This window comes from Ruminobacter amylophilus, from assembly GCF_900115655.1.
GTDB lineage: Bacteria > Pseudomonadota > Gammaproteobacteria > Enterobacterales > Succinivibrionaceae > Ruminobacter > Ruminobacter amylophilus.
In genome coordinates this window covers 12,435-29,073 of the sequence record NZ_FOXF01000001.1, presented here as the reverse complement: position 1 = coordinate 29,073, position 16,639 = coordinate 12,435, and the positions used below count along the sequence as shown (strand labels likewise).

14 protein-coding genes are annotated in these 16,639 nt (G+C 44.3%); 7 read left to right on the top strand and 7 right to left on the bottom strand.

Features of this window, described 5'->3' with window-relative positions; all coding sequences use genetic code 11:
- Positions 1 to 239: 239 nt before the first annotated feature.
- Together ilvB and ilvN are read left to right on the top strand one after the other, a co-directional pair.
- Positions 240 to 1,988 (top strand): biosynthetic-type acetolactate synthase large subunit, encoded by a 1,749-nt coding sequence (gene ilvB, locus BMY80_RS00120; RefSeq protein ID WP_031579546.1) that lies wholly within the window; start codon positions 240 to 242, stop codon positions 1,986 to 1,988.
- Entirely contained in the window at positions 1,988 to 2,485 is a 498-nt protein-coding gene (ilvN, locus tag BMY80_RS00115) for an acetolactate synthase small subunit (protein ID WP_031579547.1), read from the top strand. The genes ilvB and ilvN overlap by 1 nt, the downstream gene beginning before the upstream one ends.
- Positions 2,486 to 2,592: 107 nt before the next feature.
- Here ilvN and pepD read toward each other — a convergent pair whose 3' ends face one another.
- On the bottom strand, positions 2,593 to 4,053 hold the full coding sequence (gene pepD, locus BMY80_RS00110) for a beta-Ala-His dipeptidase (RefSeq protein ID WP_177178446.1): 1,461 nt from the start codon (positions 4,051 to 4,053) through the stop codon (positions 2,593 to 2,595).
- A gap of 339 nt (positions 4,054 to 4,392) precedes the next feature.
- On the bottom strand, positions 4,393 to 4,611 hold the full coding sequence (locus tag BMY80_RS00105) for a hypothetical protein (protein ID WP_031579549.1): 219 nt from the start codon (positions 4,609 to 4,611) through the stop codon (positions 4,393 to 4,395).
- Between the two features lie 1,315 nt (positions 4,612 to 5,926).
- Here BMY80_RS00105 and BMY80_RS12165 point away from each other — a divergent pair.
- From BMY80_RS12165 to BMY80_RS00080, 5 genes are all read left to right on the top strand, one after another.
- On the top strand, positions 5,927 to 6,082 hold the full coding sequence (locus BMY80_RS12165) for a hypothetical protein (protein ID WP_177178445.1): 156 nt from the start codon (positions 5,927 to 5,929) through the stop codon (positions 6,080 to 6,082).
- Positions 6,066 to 6,935 (top strand): IS110 family RNA-guided transposase, encoded by an 870-nt coding sequence (locus tag BMY80_RS00095; protein WP_143066418.1) that lies wholly within the window; start codon positions 6,066 to 6,068, stop codon positions 6,933 to 6,935. Before BMY80_RS12165 ends, BMY80_RS00095 begins: the two co-directional genes overlap by 17 nt.
- 576 nt (positions 6,936 to 7,511) lie before the next feature.
- On the top strand, positions 7,512 to 8,759 hold the full coding sequence (locus tag BMY80_RS00090; RefSeq protein ID WP_093139774.1) for an alpha/beta hydrolase: 1,248 nt from the start codon (positions 7,512 to 7,514) through the stop codon (positions 8,757 to 8,759).
- 19 nt (positions 8,760 to 8,778) lie between these two features.
- Positions 8,779 to 9,885: a glutamate 5-kinase gene (gene proB, locus BMY80_RS00085; protein WP_031578926.1), complete on the top strand. Its 1,107-nt coding sequence runs from the start codon at positions 8,779 to 8,781 to the stop codon at positions 9,883 to 9,885.
- A gap of 7 nt (positions 9,886 to 9,892) precedes the next feature.
- Positions 9,893 to 11,152 carry a glutamate-5-semialdehyde dehydrogenase gene (locus BMY80_RS00080; protein WP_093139771.1) on the top strand — a complete coding sequence of 420 codons (1,260 nt, stop codon included), beginning with the start codon at positions 9,893 to 9,895 and terminating at the stop codon, positions 11,150 to 11,152.
- A 71-nt stretch (positions 11,153 to 11,223) separates the two neighbouring features.
- Here the strand turns inward: BMY80_RS00080 and BMY80_RS00075 are convergent, their stop codons facing one another.
- The 5 genes from BMY80_RS00075 to BMY80_RS00055 form a co-directional block, all read right to left on the bottom strand.
- The gene (locus BMY80_RS00075) at positions 11,224 to 12,171 is read right to left on the bottom strand and encodes a glycosyltransferase family 2 protein (RefSeq protein WP_093139769.1); all 948 of its coding nucleotides are present in this window, start codon (positions 12,169 to 12,171) and stop codon (positions 11,224 to 11,226) included.
- Between the two features lie 290 nt (positions 12,172 to 12,461).
- Positions 12,462 to 13,910, bottom strand: coding sequence for a molybdate ABC transporter ATP-binding protein ModF (modF, locus tag BMY80_RS00070; protein WP_093139766.1), 1,449 nt, complete (start codon positions 13,908 to 13,910; stop codon positions 12,462 to 12,464).
- Positions 13,911 to 14,128: 218 nt separating this feature from the next.
- Positions 14,129 to 15,025 (bottom strand): SanA/YdcF family protein, encoded by an 897-nt coding sequence (locus BMY80_RS00065; RefSeq protein WP_093139764.1) that lies wholly within the window; start codon positions 15,023 to 15,025, stop codon positions 14,129 to 14,131.
- A gap of 65 nt (positions 15,026 to 15,090) precedes the next feature.
- Complete coding sequence (locus BMY80_RS00060; RefSeq protein WP_093139761.1) at positions 15,091 to 15,387, bottom strand: HP0495 family protein; 297 nt, start codon at positions 15,385 to 15,387, stop codon at positions 15,091 to 15,093.
- Complete coding sequence (locus tag BMY80_RS00055; protein ID WP_177178449.1) at positions 15,387 to 16,595, bottom strand: D-alanyl-D-alanine carboxypeptidase family protein; 1,209 nt, start codon at positions 16,593 to 16,595, stop codon at positions 15,387 to 15,389. The genes BMY80_RS00060 and BMY80_RS00055 overlap by 1 nt, the downstream gene beginning before the upstream one ends.
- Positions 16,596 to 16,639: the final 44 nt, after the last annotated feature.

Here is a 16,639-nt window from a genome sequence, read left to right as displayed (position 1 = left end):
TACATGTAGTCTGAAGACTATCACGACACCGCATGAAAGTCTCCGTTTACCTTCATAAAGATTGTTTTCTTAAATAAATTTCATTTATGAAAATTATTTTTTTAGCGGATGGTTGTGCCGGCTAGTCAAGTAAGCTTATTGGATGCTTAAGACTCTTCCAGCTCGATCGAACTGATGAGTGGGGGTGGTCCTTGACTTCGTTTTTTCAGAAATTTTAATAAAGCCCGGGAGGCTTTTTTATGGAAATGTTATCTGGTGCCCAAATGGTTATTCGCACCCTGGAGGATCTGGGTGTAGACAAGTTGTTCGGATATCCTGGCGGCGGCGTTTTACATATTTATGATGCTTTACTTGAATCATCAAAGATAAAGCACATCCTTGTTCGTCATGAACAGGGTGCTTCACACATGGCTGACGGTTATGCACGTGCAACCGGTAAGGTTGGCTGTGTTCTCGTAACCTCAGGTCCTGGTGCCACCAACGTTATCACCGGTATTGCAACAGCATATGCCGACTCAATTCCTATGGTTATTTTAACCGGTCAGGTTGCAACAACCTTAATCGGTTCAGATGCTTTCCAGGAAGTTGACATGCTGGGTATTTCACGTCCGATTGTAAAGCACAGTTTCCTGTGCAAGAAGGCCACCGATATTCCTGAATACATCCGTAAGGCTTTCTACATCGCTTCAACCGGTCGTCCAGGTCCTGTTGTGGTTGATATCCCTAAGGATGCTCAGAACCCTCAGCTCAAGTTCCCTTATAATCCGGTTCCGTTAAGCGAAATCTCAATGCGCTCATACAATCCGACCACTGTAGGTCACAGAGGTCAGGTTAAGAGAGCTGCAAGAATGGTTGTTGAAGCCAAGCGTCCGATTCTTTACATCGGCGGCGGTGTAATTGCTTCAGAAGCTTCAGCCAAGGTTTACGATCTGGCTCACCGCTTCAATATTCCTGTAGTTACCACCCTGATGGCAATCGGTGCTTTCCCTGGCAGTGATGAACTTAGTCTCGGCATGCTCGGTATGCACGGCACCTATGCGGCCAACATGGCAATGCATAACTCAGATCTGATTATTGCCCTCGGTGCCCGTTTCGACGACCGTGTAACCAATAATATTTCCAAGTTCTGTCCTGAAGCCAGAATCATTCATGTTGATATCGATCCGTCTTCAATCTCCAAGTGCGTAGAGGTTGACGTACCAATCGTCGGTAACGTAAATACCGTTCTTGATCAGCTGAATGAAGCTCTCAAGGAACTTGAAGCCAACAACAATATCGACGAACAGAGAATGAAATCTGATTCAGAAGGCTGGTGGAAGCAGATCAACGGATTCAAGCAGGCTCATCCTCTTGAATACGCAAGTGACATCACTCCGGGCCTTCTCCATCCTGCAAAGGTTGTTGAAGAGGTTTACAAGGCTTCAAAGGGTGACGCGATTGTTGTTACCGACGTAGGTCAGCATCAGATGTTTGCCGCTCTGTACTATCCTCTGGAAAAGCCTCGCAGATTCCTGTCATCAGGCGGTCTGGGAACCATGGGTTACGGTTTCCCTGCTGCAATCGGTGCCAAGATTGCAAATCCTGACAGTGAAGTAGTATGCTTCACCGGTGACGGTTCATTCCAGATGAATCTTCAGGAACTTGCAGTATGTCTGCAGTACAACGTACCTGTAAAGGTTATTATCATCAATAACCGTTCACTCGGTATGGTTAAGCAGTGGCAGATGATGTTCTATAACGGACGTCAGAGCGAATCATACATGGATGCGGTACCTGATTTTGTTAAACTGGCTGAATCATACGGTCAGGTAGGTCTGAGAGTAAACAATGAATCAGAATTAAGCGATGTTCTTGCCAAGGCATTCTCAATCCATGACAAGACCGTAGTAGTTGATATCATTGCAGACCCTGATTCACGCGTATACCCAATGCAGATTGGTGGTGGTTCAATGGCTGATATGTTCTTAAGCAAGACGGAGCGTACATAATGAAACATATTATTTCAGTTCTTCTTGAAAATGAAGCCGGTGCTTTAAGCCGTGTTGTTGGTTTGTTCTCTCAGCGTGGTTTCAATATCGAATCACTGACTGTTGCTCCAACTGAAGACGATACTCTTTCCCGTATGACCATCGTAACCTGCTGTGACGATGATGAAGTTGAACAGATTACCAAGCAGCTTCACAAGCTGATTGACGTTCTGAAGGTATTTGATCTGGCTGATTCAGGTCATATTGAACGTGAAATCATGCTGGCAAAGGTTAGAGCAAATACCCGTGATCTTCGTGATGAAGTTAAGTCAATCTCTGATATATTCCATGGTCAGATTGTGGATCTTACTCCTGATCTGTACACCATTCAGGTGATTGGTACCAGCGAAGAGCTCAATAATTTCCTGACTGCAGTTTCTCAGGCTGTAGACATTGTGGAAATTATCCGCTCAGGCGTATGCGGTATTTCACAGGGTGAAAGATCTTTAAGACCGTAAGATCATTTTAAACAGACGACAACCCCGGATTTTTTCGAAGATCCGGGGTTGTTTTTTTTGAGGCTTTGTCCTGAAAGAAGGAGTATTTCAGGATCTGCTGCCTAGATTCAGATTGATTCCAGAATATGCTGAATCCACCTGTAGCATGTGTCCACTGAGGAAATGCGAACTCTTTCCTTGGTACTGTGAGCTCCGTAGATATCCGGACCTATGGAAATGACGTCCAGTTTCGGATTCAGTGTTTTGAAGAGGCCGCATTCGAGACCGGCATGGATAACAGTGGTTACTGAATCAAGTCCGGTGAGCTTACGATATTCTTCAGATGCCAGCTTCAGAAGTCTGCTGTCAAAATCCGGCTGCCAGAAAGTGTAACAGTCGTAGTGAGTGATCTTTGCTCTGCCGGAGGCTACGATATCGTTTATTTTCTTTTCGATTCCTGCTTTTCCCTCGGTGGTGGCATAACGGGCCAGAAGCTCAAAATGGAAGCGGTTGTTTTCCAGTCTGGCAACGCCCATATTGCAGGATGTCAGCGGGGTAACACCGTCATCGAGATATTCAGTTACCTTGGTATTGAGTGCCTTGAGTTTCAGTACGTCATCGGTTGCTTCATCCGTCAGCATGAATGTAGGCAGGGTATCAAGTCTGGTTACTTCAAAAGAAGCGTTTGAATCCGTTTCACTGAACTTGGTCTGCAGTCGGTTAATCATATCCTGAAGAGAATTTATGGATTTACCGATAAGGTGTTCTGGAATGCATAAAACCGCTGAGGCTTCTGAAGGAATGGAGTTTCTGACGGTTCCTGCCTTGAAATCCGAAATGCATACCTTGAATCCTTCATCCCTGAGAGAACTTATGAGGGAAAGGACTGCTCCGCCGCCGTTCAGTCTCTTTTTGTGGATATCGATGCCGCTGTGGCCGCCAAGACCGTTGGACATTCTGATTTCCAGTGCTCTGAATCCGGTGTCCGGTACCGCTTTGATATCAGGTTCGTATACGATATTGTATGAACTTCCTCCGGCACAGCCGATACAGATTTCACCGATATCCTCAGAATCGATGTTGATTGCGGTATCACAGTCGATGTCTTCAGCGGTAAGAGCAACAGCTCCCTTCATGTTGGTTTCTTCAGATACGGTAAACAGAGCCTTGATCCTTGGATGTCTGAGTGAGGCATCATTTAAAATGGCAAGAATTATGGCCATGCCGATGCCGTTGTCGGCTCCGAGAGTGGTACCGTCAGCGGTAACAAAACCGTCATCGGTAATGAGAGGGGTAACGCATTCCTTCTGAAAATCAAATTCCTTTTCGGTATCCTTGACTCCAACCATGTCCATATGTGCCTGAAGGAGTACGGACGGTCTGTTTTCCATACCGGAAGATGCAGGCTTTATAATATGTACGTTACCTGATTCGTTTCTGGTCGCCTCAAGTCCAAGCTTTTCCGCGGTATCCAGCAGAAACTGACCGATATTCTGTTCATGTCCTGATGTATGCGGAATCTGACAAATCTGATTGAAGTATGTCCACACCGCAGTAGGGGATAATGTTTCTAAAAGAGATTTTTCCATTGTCATGTATTCTTATTATTGGTTGTTGGAATAGCAATCGTCGATTATTGAAATTTATGCCTATTCTACCACTAATTGCCGTGATTCCCGCAGTTTGTCTGCATAGTCTTTAAATAAATGCTACTGGCTCGGCATATTTGAATTATATTTTTTTCTATAAAAATGATAAAAGTCAGGCCCCGGGGATAATTTGCGGACCGTGATCATGAAATGCAGGGGGCCGTATCGTATGTCTGTTTCAGGTTATTGGTGTGTGACGGTTTTATGATGAATGCGGAGGACTGCACATAAAAGAAAAGCATATACGGAAGTATATGCTTTTCGTGAGGAAATAGCTGATTAATAGTTTCCGATATTTTTAGACTGAAGAGCGTCAACCGATAAATACATTTTGATGTAATTTCTGTTGGCCTCATCAGTAATAAAGAAATTATTGACTCTGTTTCTTCTTACGCAGTTTTCTGAAAAGTAACGTTCCACGTTTCCTTTTTCTTCTGAGAGCTTGGCAGGAACCGCTCTGCGCTTCTTGGCATAAGAGATAATATTATCTGATGACATGGATTACATTTACTCCGGATGCATATTTAAGACAGAAAATAAACTGGTTAATTATAGAACATTCGTTGAAATTGTCTATTGTTTTAGCATTGTTCATAAGGATTTTCTTCTGATTGTGCACCTGTTGATGCAGGACATCGGTACCCGGTGTTTCAGACAGAAACATGCAGTGGAAAAATGTCGGTTAAAAGGTAAGACCGAGGTATCGGCCAAAAGCTGTTTTGTATAGCACAGAAAATTCTTTAAGTAAGATAATGCGGGGCGTTTTTCAGAAATTCAGCCAGTTCCCGCGGGCTGCATAAATACGATTTTTAGATTCTGTTTGAACATTATTTAGACTTTTTTCTGATGCGGCAGTGATGTCAGGTAAACGGTTTTTTTATTCACAGTCTGTCATTTTCTGCAGTTAAGATTTAACCGATGTCACATTTATTAAAGGTGGTGAAATATTATCAGAGTTTTTTTTTCCGGATAATCCCGGAATATTGACTGCATTATGCTCATTTTTAGGATTTGTGGTGGAATTACAAACAGAAAACGGTTTAAAAAAAATCAATCGGACAAATGTGTCTGTGTGATCTGTGCTAAAAAAGAAAAGACATTATTTATGCGTATAGGTAATAAAATATAAAAGTCAAGAGTTTAAAAAAAATATTATGCCGTGTTGTACCCTGAAATTGTTTACAGTCATGTCAATAAATTTGTGGATAAGTCTCTAATCCCTTGATTTTTAATACTTTTGAAAAATGTAAAAATTTTTTTAAATTTTTTGCTTGCATTTTAAAAGTCTAGTGAAATCAATGTGTTTCACACTTTTTTAAATTTGTATATATTAAATTTTCATACACGTGAAACAGAGTAATATTAAATTTCTTTAATTGTTGATATGTTGGGGAATTTTTCATCGTTTAGCCTGCAGAATAGAAAATATTCGCGAGTCTCATGACCGGTGTTTTATGAAAACAGTTTCATATTTTGCGGGTTTCCCGTGTACACTGATATGAAAACGATATATCTTTTTCAGTCTGATAATGCTTAAAAAACATCTGTGTTCCTGTCTGATGACAGGAATACATCATGAAGAGTTTTATTCGTAAAACGCGGCAACATTTTTTGAATATGTGACGAATGAGCATTTTTGAACACGCATGAGCATGAGTTATATTTTTCTTTTTCTTCTGTGAAGAATCGCAGTGCATTTAAGACAATATGAAACGACCTCCACGAATGAATGTAAAAACGTGGATTTACCGTGTAAACTGTAGATGTATGTAAACAGATACGGATTTACCGCAAACATTAAATGAAGGTCGTTATGAATAAGATAATACATATTGGAATGGATGTCCACTCTTCTAACTTTACTTTGTGCTCTTTTGAACCGGGTTACGGCATGACCGAGGATAAGATATTCGGTCAGGTGCAGTTTAAGGATGACCTGATTAAAAACACCGATAAAGTATATTTGTAATCTGAAATCACAAAGAAAGGACATCGATATTGTATGTGGTTACGAAGCCGGTTGCCTTGGTTATGTTCCCTGCAGAGAATTAACCAAGGCCGGCATCAACTGTAAGATTCTGGCTCCAAGCACCATGGCTGTACAGAAAGGCGGAAAGAAGCTGAAAAATGACTTCAGGGATGCTTTGGATATTGCCAGATGTTTGGCAAGCGGCTCTTACAAGGCTGTCAACATTCCCGATATTGAAGATGAGGATGTAAGGGATTACCTCAGAATGCGAGATGATCATCAGACAGCTCTAAAACAGATAAAGCAGCGACTGAATGCATTTTGTTTAAGACACGGATTTCAGTATGACAAATCAAAATGGACACTTGCCCATATTCAATGGATAAAGCGCCTGGAGTGCACATTTAAGCAGAAAGAAATCATAAATGAATACCTTGCAACATACGAAGCGCTTAAAAGCAAAATTGAAGCTTTTGATGTCAGAATAGAGGATTTTGCCTCAAGTGAACGGTATGCCGACAAAGTGAAGAAACTGGTATGCATCAAAGGTATACAAACCAATACTGCCATGTCATTTATTTCCGAGGTTGGTGATTTCAATCGTTTCCGAACCGCAGAACAGTTTGCGGGTTACATTGGTCTGGTACCGGGAGAACATTCCAGCGGTGATAAAGTCTGCAGAACCGTAATTACGAAATCCGGAAATACTCATCTGCGAAGGATTGCTGTTGAGTGCTGCAATTCTTACAGAAGAGGCAATGTCGGGCAGAAATCAGCGGCATTGAAAAAACGCCAGAAGAATGTGCCATCGGAAGTAATACCGGCCGAGGGGTTAATCAGGATAAATGTATAGACGGATGTGTTTTTAAACATCTGAAGACGACAGTGATTTAGATAAGACGTTTTTCATCAAGAAGGTTTGAATTATCTACGATAGATCTTTGATGGCACTGAAATAAGTGAAGTGATCCTCGACGTAAGACCAATAGAATTCGCGGCGAACCATTGACCTGAGGTAACCAATCCCCGTATAACAGAGTGGCCAATGCCGTGCTTAGACTGAGAAAAATGTCTTGCCTAAATTACTGCTTGACAAAAGTCGTTTCATAACAGTGTGTAATTCATACAGCTTCTGTGAAAATTTAAAGCAGAAAACTACGTCGGCCGGAACGGCATTAAGGTTATGAGGTTAACTGCGGTTTTATGCCGGCGTCTGACAGATTATTTCTGCTGCCGCGGAGGTAAAAAGCCTTTATTTTAACCTGACGTTTCCGTGATGTTCCGTATTTTGCGCATATGCGGATTTATGATTATTGTTTATCGGTGATTTATGGTAAAATTGTGCAACTTATGATTGTTGTCCGGCAATCCGCAGTCTGACTGTCACGGATTGCCTGTTTCTAGTTGATTTATTTTAAGTTTTGCACATATGACTGAGATATCTTCCGAAAATCTTAGCGAGGTTCTCTTCAAACCTCACCGTTCAAGTCTGGAGACTTCTTTCATATCGAATTCAGTTGAAGAACTGCTGCCGAACAGGGACGGAACTCCCCGTCGCTGGTTCAGGGAGCTTCATCGAGACTACTGGAGCTGGATGGGGCTTGATATTCTGGAAATCCAGAAGGCTTTAGCAGATATATCAGGATCAGAGAACAAGAGAACTCGAGAAGGGGTTCTGGATACCGTATATGAATACGGTCCGGGCAACTGGGTTTATGAGTTTTCCATGCTTGCGGAAAAACATTCTTCATATGCGAAAAGTATTGAAGAGGATCCCGTGAAGAAGGAAGAGGCCTTCAAGCACTTCCGTCTGGCCTATCTCTGTTATGCCATGGCAAGCTATCCGCACCTTCAGGGTGACGAAATGGCCAATCATGCGCTGCTGATGAACCATCTGAACTACAAAAAGGCCGCGAGCTATCTTTCCGGTCATTTTGAGATTATCAAGTTCAAATCCGAGGCAGGCGAAGGTACGGCCTATGTTCATACTCCGGACAGGTTTAAGTGTCTGCCGTGCGTAATTATCTGCGGTAACTATATAAATCTGGCTACAGAGTATCTCCGTTTCTACAGAGAGAATCTTTTCCCTAACGGCATTGCCATGATTACGCTGGATCTTCCGGGAATGGGGATGAACACAGGTATTACGCTTTCAGCAAATACCGGCGTGCTGCATGAGGCTGTGCTTGACTATGTGAAGGAAAAGCTCCCTTACATTGATCGTTCACGCATAGGTATCGTTGCTCAGCGTTTCGGCTGTAACTGTGCCGCACATCTGCTGGCTACTCATTCATCGGACATCAAAGCCGCGTGCATGATAGCTCCGATTGTGAATGACGTGCTTGTGGATCCTGAACTGCTCAAACTGGCATCTCTGATTCAGAGAGCCTCCATGTGCAACCGCATGGGGACTGATGCAGCAGAATGGGAGCAGCTGATTCCGAGACTGCAGATTTTTTCAGTGAAGAGACAGGGGCTTCTTTCAGGATTAAAGCTCAGCAAGCCTCTTCTGGTGGTAACCTCAGACAGAAAGTCCATCAGTACCATCGGCGACGCAAAGCTTATAGGAAGCATCAGCGACAAGACTGAATTCATGGAACTGAAGGCGGCAACAGCTTTTGAATTGTTTACCAAGGTAATTGATCAGATAACAGACTGGTTGAAGGAACGGCTTTAAAACTGCCGGATATAATAAATTGAACGCAAAGACTATAGTAGTGAAATTCGGTACCTCCATGCTTACATCCGGTACCAAGCGCCTCGATCCCGCTCATATGATTGAGGTGGTGAGAGTTCTGTCCGTACTGGCAAAGAAAGGACATCATATTGTGGTGGTAAGTTCCGGTGCAGTAGCTGCCGGACGTGAGGTTTTAGGATATCCGGATCTGCCGAGAACCATTGCAAACAAGCAGATGCTGGCTTCAGTAGGACAGACTTTCCTTATGAATACGTGGCAGAAGCTGTTTGAGATTTACGGCCTGCATATCGGTCAGATTCTGCTTACCAGAGCGGATCTCGAGGATCGCGAACGTTTTCTGAATGCCAGAGATACTCTCGGTGCTCTTATTGCCAATGACATTATTCCCGTAATCAATGAGAATGACGCAGTTGCCACTGCGGAAATCAAGGTAGGTGACAACGATAACCTTTCAGCAAGAGTTGCCATTCTGTCAGATGCGGACATGCTTATTCTGCTGACTGACCAGAAAGGTCTCTACACCGCCGATCCCCGTTCAAATCCTGATGCCACCTTAATCAGAACCGTGGAGAAGATTACTCCTGAAATCAAGGCTCTGGCAGGTGACAGCGTCAGCGGTCTCGGTACCGGCGGTATGGCTACCAAGCTTCAGGCTGCGGAAATTGCCACCAGAAGCGGCATTGAGGTTGTAATTGCCTCCGGCGACGATCCGCGCATTATTGAAAGCATTGTTGACAATAACTACGTGGGAACCTCATTCAAGCCTGAAAGTTCACCTCTCGAAGGCAGAAAGGCCTGGATTCTTTCCGGACCTAAACCTAGATGCTCAATCGTGGTTGATGCGGGCGCCGTCAGGGCTCTTACCGCCAACGGTTCAAGTCTGCTTCCTAAGGGTATTACCCGTGTTGAAGGAGATTTTTTACGCGGAGACGTGGTAAACATCAGCAGTGCCGACGGCAGGGTGATAGCTCACGGTATCAGCAGATATACCAGTGCTGAACTCAATGCCATTTCAGGTCACAAGTCTGAAGAGATTGAAAATATTTTAGGTTACGAACATGGCCAGGTTGCGGTTCATCGTGACGATTTAGTAATTTTGGAGTAAAGAAAAAATGGATATGAATTTATTAGGCCAGAGAGCAAAGCAGAGCTCTTATGTTCTGGCATCTCTCTCAACAGCCCGTAAAAACGAAGCTATTTCCAAAATTGCCGATATTCTTCAGGAATCAGTTCAGGAAATACTGGAGGCCAATGCCGTTGACCTTAAGAATGCGCGTGAAAGCGGCATCGGTGAAGCCATGCTTGACCGTCTGATGCTGAATGAAAAGCGTGTGAACGACATTCTCGGAGATATGAGAAAGGTTGTTCTTCTTGACGATCCTGTTGGTGCAGAATATGACAGCAGGGTTCTGCCTAACGGTCTTAAGCTTTTAAAGCGCAGAGTGCCTTTAGGAGTGGTTGGCGTAATCTATGAAGCCAGACCTAACGTAACCGTGGACATTACTTCTCTCTGTCTCAAGACAGGTAACGCATGTATTCTCCGCGGCGGCAGGGAAACCTACAATACCAATGCGGTGATTGTTAAGATCATCCAGAGAGGTCTTGAAGCAGCCGGACTTCCTGCAGCTTCCGTTCAGTATATTGAAAATCCGGATCGTGCGTACGTAACCGAACTGCTGCATCTGGACAAGTACGTGGACATGATTATTCCACGCGGCGGTGCCAAGCTCCACATGCTCTGCAAGCATGAAAGCACCATCCCTGTAATCATCGGCGGATTCGGTGTCGGTCATATCTTCGTGGATGAATCAGCAGATCAGGAAAGAGCTCTGGACGTTATCGAAAACTCCAAGATTCAGAAGCCTAGTGCCTGCAACAGTGTTGATACCATTCTTGTTCATAAGAATATTGCATCTTCCTTCATTCCCAAGCTCGCCGCCCGTATGACTGAAAAGAAGGTGAGAATGGTATGCCACGGTGAAGCTCTGCCTCTGGCATCATCAGTTGCCGGCAGCATGGTTACCGAAGGTAAGGAAGAGGATTTTGCCACCGAATGGCTTTCTCTCTGCATGAACGTGACCATTGTCGACGGTCTGGATCAGGTTATTGCTCATATGCAGAAGTATGAGGCCTGCCATTCAGATGCCATTCTGACAAACGATCACGCCAACGCTCTGAGATTCGTAAATGAAGCAGGTTCTGCATGTGCCTACGTAAATGCTTCCACCCGTTTCTCTGACGGTGCCCAGTTCGGTCTTGGTGCCGAAGTTGCCATTTCCACTCAGAAGCTCCATGCCAGAGGTCCTATGGGACTGGTTGAGCTTACCAGCTATAAGTGGATTATTGAAGGTGATTACGCCGTTCGCAGCTAATCCTCAGTATGCATGATAACGATAAAGGGATTTACGTATTCGTAAATCCCTTTATGTTTTTCTGGTCCTGTCTAACTCTTCTGACGTCCGGTAAAGTTAAGGAACAGCCAGGATCTTATGCGGTTTTTAAGCGACAGATGCTGCGGCTTATACATGCCTGCATCCTTAAACTTCTTTAGCAGCGGCCAGGTGTAAACGTACCATTCCTTCTTACGTGCGCCGTTTTCTGAGTGAATGGGTTCAGTAACTGCGAACTTGAAGAATCTGTAGGCCATTCTTCTGTTTACGTATTTTCTGGAAAGGCAGGACATTTCCTTATCCTTAAATTCCTTCAGTATGAGTTCAGCCACCATGAAGTTGTTCATGATGATTTTTTCTGAGAGAGAGGTGTTTACGGCAGAACAGCTTCTGTCTCTGTAATAATAGAGTCGTTCCGGTACATACGCTATTTTTTTGGTGCGGTACATGATTTTGTATATGTATACCACATCCTCTCCAATGGCAATGTTTTCCGGGAAGGAGATGTCCTTTATCAAGTCCCTTCGAAAGATCTTGTTGGGAGTATATATCTTTATATCGAGTTTTTTGGTGACGAAGTTTTCAAAGACGTTGTCATGGTAATTCGGCGCCACCGGAGCTGTGCTGAGAAGTTTTTTGTCTCTTGCGATTTCACAGTAGGCAATGTCGGCTTTGCCGTCCCTTACCGCATCATACATCCTTTCGAGAAAGAATGGAGAATATTCATCGTCGGAATCAAGATAACATACATATTCTCCGGTTGCGAGTCCGAGACCTGTATTGCGTGTTGCGGAAACACCTCGGTTTTCCTGAAAAACTGCCCTGATTCTTGAGTCCTTAAGTGCATATTCCTTCAGTATTTCACCGCTGTTATCAGGACTTCCGTCCACCACGCATACCGCTTCCCAGTCCGTAAATGTCTGTGAAAGCAGAGAATCAAGGCAGGCAGGCAGATATTCTTCGACATTGTATATAGGAATTATTACTGATATTTTTGGCATCTGTTTTATCCTGAAAATGTTCCGAAACACGGGCCGTCAGGCGTGTGCTCCTTAATTATGGTTATCGGTTTGATCGGAGTTCTCGGTTATCTTCCGTTCTTTATGATTATCATGTCTGTTGAAAACATAAAATGTCGGTTGGAGAAAATAAGGCCGGGAGGAAACCTTCCGACCTACTTTATTAGAACTGAGAAATGATGTCAACATTCCTCCTCTTCGGCTTTTTCAGAATATGATCCTGAAAACAGTGAATTCCCGCTTTGTTTAAGGATGTCCTTTCAGTGGGTGAATTATTTGATTTCCACATCAAAGGTTCTGGTGCCGTTATCCTTGAATACCAGATGATGAGTAATGCCTCTTGGAGCATCGTCTGCATGGTGAGACACGAAAAGAATCTGGGTTTCACCGTTCTTCATCAGAAATTCCACAAAGCGTCTTACGAGTTCACGGCTCAGTGAATCAAGTCCCTGCAGAGGTTCATCAAGAATCAGCAGAGGAGGCTGCTTGACCAGGGCTCTTACAATGAGTACCAGTCTCTGCTGGCCGTATGACAGTGATTTGAAGCTGTTGTTGGCCTGTTCCTTGAGACCGAGAATCTTCAGCCACTGTAATGCCAGGCTGATTTTCTTGTCTCCAGGCTGTTCGTAAAGACCGATGGTGTCAAAGTATCCTGAAAGAATCACATTGATGATGGAGCAGCTTACACGGTAGTCAAGGTGGAAGGAAGGGCTTACATAGCCGATATGCTTTTTAATGTCCCATATGGTTTCACCGCTGCCGCGTCTGATTCCGAAAAGGGTCAGATCATTGCTGTATCCCTGCGGATTGTCACCGGTAATCAGTGAAAGAAGGGTGGATTTGCCGCAGCCGTTAGGACCGCTTATCTGCCAGTGTTCGTAAGGATTGATGGTCCAGTTGAGCCTGTTCAGAATCACGTGATCCTCGTACTGAACGGTAACGTCTTTGAGTACGGCAATAGGAATTGAGCGGTCAAGAGTGTCACGGCAGTCTTCAGGAACTTCAGGAAGACTGTAGATCTTCGGAAGCTTTTCGTAGTGGGTAAGCTGTTTTACTTCACTGTTGTTGAGAATTTCGTCCTTATCTCCGAATTTAACCAGTTCCTTGTCCATGATGAGACCGAGCTTCTGGCACATAGGTGATATTTCATCAAAACGGTTAACGGTAACAACGATTGATTTTCCCTGATTGTAGATATCAATCAGCATCTGCTGAAGATCTTCACGGGTTTTCACGTCAAGTCCGTCAAAAGGAGAATCAAGAACAATCAGTTCAGGATTTTTCAGCAGAGCTTCGATAATCAGCGCCTTGCGGCCTTCACCGCTGGAAAGCTTGTGATATGAACGGTTAAGCGCATAGCTGAAATGAAGAGTTTCACACAGGCTGCTGATTACTCTCTTATCCTCGTTTACCCTGAGGAACATTTCCATGGGAGTATAGCCTACCAGATCGCTTTCGGTGTCGGAATTGCGTCTGTTGAAGTCCTCTTCAATGAATTCCATCTGTTTTTCGAATGAAATATTGGCCACGCTGATTGATTCAGGTACCGTTCCGCTGGTGTTCTTGAGTTCACCGCAGATGGATTTTGCAAACAGTGTTTTGCCGCTGCCGTTCTGTCCTATGATGGTGCAGAAGCAGTGATCTTCAAGGGTAAGATTCTTTAAAATGAAATGAGCCTGGCCGTCTTTGGTCAGAAATATACAATCCTTCCAGCTGTACATAATAAATCCTGTGTCCGTATTTCTGTAAAAACCTGGGCTTTATTCCTTGAGTCCGAATTCTGGGTAAAACAGCAGTTGATTACTCATAGGGAATATGTGAGAGTCCTTGGCAGTTATTGTAAATAGTTCGGGGTTTTCTCTCAACTGAAATTTGTGATGTACTTAAAAGAAAAACGGGGCGTGTTTTCATTGAAAATGAAAAGCACGGAATTTTCCCGTCAGTGATGAGTACCTGAGGCGTCCGGCATCTGTTCTGAAGCATCCTGTCCGCCGGCTGGTTCCTGATAGCTGCCTTCGTCGTTAGGAACACTCTCTTCATACTCATAGTCACTGTTGTTCATGATTCCGTCGGCGGCATCGTTCTGTTCCGGAATAATGGCTTCAGGCTTGCCTTCGGCTGAATGTGTTGTGTCATGCAGCTGGGCATGCTTAGGAGAAATGTTCTCTCCGCCGATTTCAATGGAGTCGCCCAGGAACTTAGGCTTGCTGTCAAAAATATAGACGTCAAGGATGCATTTCAGTCTGGCGAAGAATTCCCTGATGTTGGAAACAAAGAAATCCTGCTTCGGAACGTGAGCATTGAAGGCAATGGCGTTGATACCGTTATGTCTTGCGATGTACACGGCTCTTTCGTTATGGAAGTCCTGACTGATGATGGTAACACTGTTCTGTTTGAAGATGTGCTTGATTCTGACCACGCTGTCCAGGGTTCTGAAGCCTGCGTAGTCAAGGTAGATTCTGTCTGACGGTATGCCTCTTTTAATCAGATCCTTACGCATGGTGCGTGGTTCGTTGTATGATTTGAGGGCATTATCCCCTGATACCACAATATAATCGATTTTACCGCTGTGAAACAGTTCGATGGCCGCATTGATGCGGTTCTGGTAATACTGATTGATTCTGTTTTTGGATACGAACTTTGAGGTTCCGAGAAGAAGTCCGGTACGGTTGTGAGGTATTTTTTCAACTGAATTATAGGTGTAGGCGGACATGCGGGAAATATCGCTCATCATGATGCAGGTGAGAACCAGCATCATGAGAACCGTGATAATGAATACGTAAAACACCTTGCGCATGAAGTTGCCGTATTCCCTTATGAATGCGTTGTGAGACATATTTCCCCGTCCGCCGTTTTTTCTGCCGGGGAATGTCCCCGGGCAGAGCCGTTATTTATCAGTTATTATAATACATGCTGAACGTGAGGAAGTTCAGCCCCTTCGTTATAGATTCTGTGAAGGGTTTCCTTGTCATTTACCGTAGCGGATACATTGAAGGTGACGTATTTGCCGGTACGGCTTTTTCGACCTTCGCTTATCTGGGATCCGATAGCCAGTTTTTCATCAAAAAAAGTCTTGATGATGCCTTCAACGGCGTCGTTGTTGTTGCCGATGAATTTGAAGGTCAGTTTGGCCGGAAACTGAATAAGCTCTTCAAGCTTCGGTTCTTCCTTCTCAGGAGCGTTTGTATTGTCGGTCATTAGAATAAATCCTTAAAAAATATCACAATATGATCCCAGGTTCTTGAAAAGAAACCGCCTTCGTTGACTTCGTCAAGGGATACCAGATTGGTCTTGTAGATGACCTTGCCGTCAAGAGACAGGTTAAGCACGCCAATCTTTGCACCTTTCTTGATAGGAGCGGTAAGATTCTTCTGATCAAGTGAATATTCAGCCTTTAAACGGCTTACTGAGTTGATTGGTACAACCAGACTTACGTCGTTAAGGGTTCCGATGCTGATGGAATCTCTGTCGCCTAAACGTACTTCCTTGGTGGCAAGGGCCTGTCCCTGCTTGAAAGCAGTGTAAGGTTCATAGAAACGCATGCCGTAGCGCAGCAGCTCCTTGGAGTGAGCCGCACGCTCCTTTTCACTTACGTCTCCGATGATTACGGAAATAAGTCTCATGCCGTTGGAAGGGTGAACTGCTGAAGCCACCAGATTGTAGCCCACCTGACTGAGGTGACCGGTCTTGATGCCGTCGGCATTGATGGTGGTATCCCAGAGAAGCTTGTTTCTGTTGTACTGCTTGATGCCGTTGAATGAAAATTCCTTTTCAGAGTAAATGGCGTATTCTTCAGGAAGATCCTTAATCAGTGCTCTTCCCAGAAGGGCCATGTCGTAGGCGGTTGAATAGTGGTTTTCGTCATAGAGACCGTGGCTGTTCACGAAATGCGAGTTCTTGAGGCCGATAATCTTGGCCCATTCGTTCATCAGTGAGGCGAAGGAGCTCTCAGATCCGGCAATGTGTTCCGCCATGGCGATACAGGCATCGTTGCCTGAAGCGATGATGATTCCCTTGTTGAGGAGTTCAACAGGAACTTCACGGCCGACTTCAATGAACATCTTTGAAGAATCGGAGTAGTTCTTGCTCCAGGCCTTTTCACTGATGGTTACCATGTCGTTCAGGTGAAGACGTCCGAGTTTGATTTCCTGACCGATTACGTATGAGGTCATCATTTTGGTCAGGGAGGCAGGATCTATCTGATCCTCATATGCCTTTCCAAAAAGAACACGACCTGAAGCATAATCCATAAGCAGGTAGGCGCGAACATTAGGAGACGGCGGTTCAGGAATCTGATCGCTAGGAGCCGGAGGCGGCAGGGTGGATGATTCCGGTACTTCCACAGTGGCATCGGCTATGGCTGTGACAGATCCTGCAAGTAACACGGATGCAATAAAAGTAGATATTATCTTTGATAACATTTGTTTACTGGTTCCTTTCATTAAATTCA

Coding starts and splice junctions, on each gene's coding strand:
- modF (WP_093139766.1), bottom strand. CDS start 13,910: ATGTACAGCTGGAAGGATTGTATATTTCTGACCAAAGACGGCCAGGCT.
- BMY80_RS00090 (WP_093139774.1), top strand. CDS start 7,512: ATGACTGAGATATCTTCCGAAAATCTTAGCGAGGTTCTCTTCAAACCT.
- ilvN (WP_031579547.1), top strand. CDS start 1,988: ATGAAACATATTATTTCAGTTCTTCTTGAAAATGAAGCCGGTGCTTTA.
- BMY80_RS00060 (WP_093139761.1), bottom strand. CDS start 15,387: ATGACCGACAATACAAACGCTCCTGAGAAGGAAGAACCGAAGCTTGAA.
- BMY80_RS12165 (WP_177178445.1), top strand. CDS start 5,927: ATGAATAAGATAATACATATTGGAATGGATGTCCACTCTTCTAACTTT.
- BMY80_RS00065 (WP_093139764.1), bottom strand. CDS start 15,025: ATGTCTCACAACGCATTCATAAGGGAATACGGCAACTTCATGCGCAAG.
- ilvB (WP_031579546.1), top strand. CDS start 240: ATGGAAATGTTATCTGGTGCCCAAATGGTTATTCGCACCCTGGAGGAT.
- BMY80_RS00075 (WP_093139769.1), bottom strand. CDS start 12,171: ATGCCAAAAATATCAGTAATAATTCCTATATACAATGTCGAAGAATAT.
- BMY80_RS00080 (WP_093139771.1), top strand. CDS start 9,893: ATGGATATGAATTTATTAGGCCAGAGAGCAAAGCAGAGCTCTTATGTT.
- BMY80_RS00105 (WP_031579549.1), bottom strand. CDS start 4,611: ATGTCATCAGATAATATTATCTCTTATGCCAAGAAGCGCAGAGCGGTT.
- pepD (WP_177178446.1), bottom strand. CDS start 4,053: ATGGAAAAATCTCTTTTAGAAACATTATCCCCTACTGCGGTGTGGACA.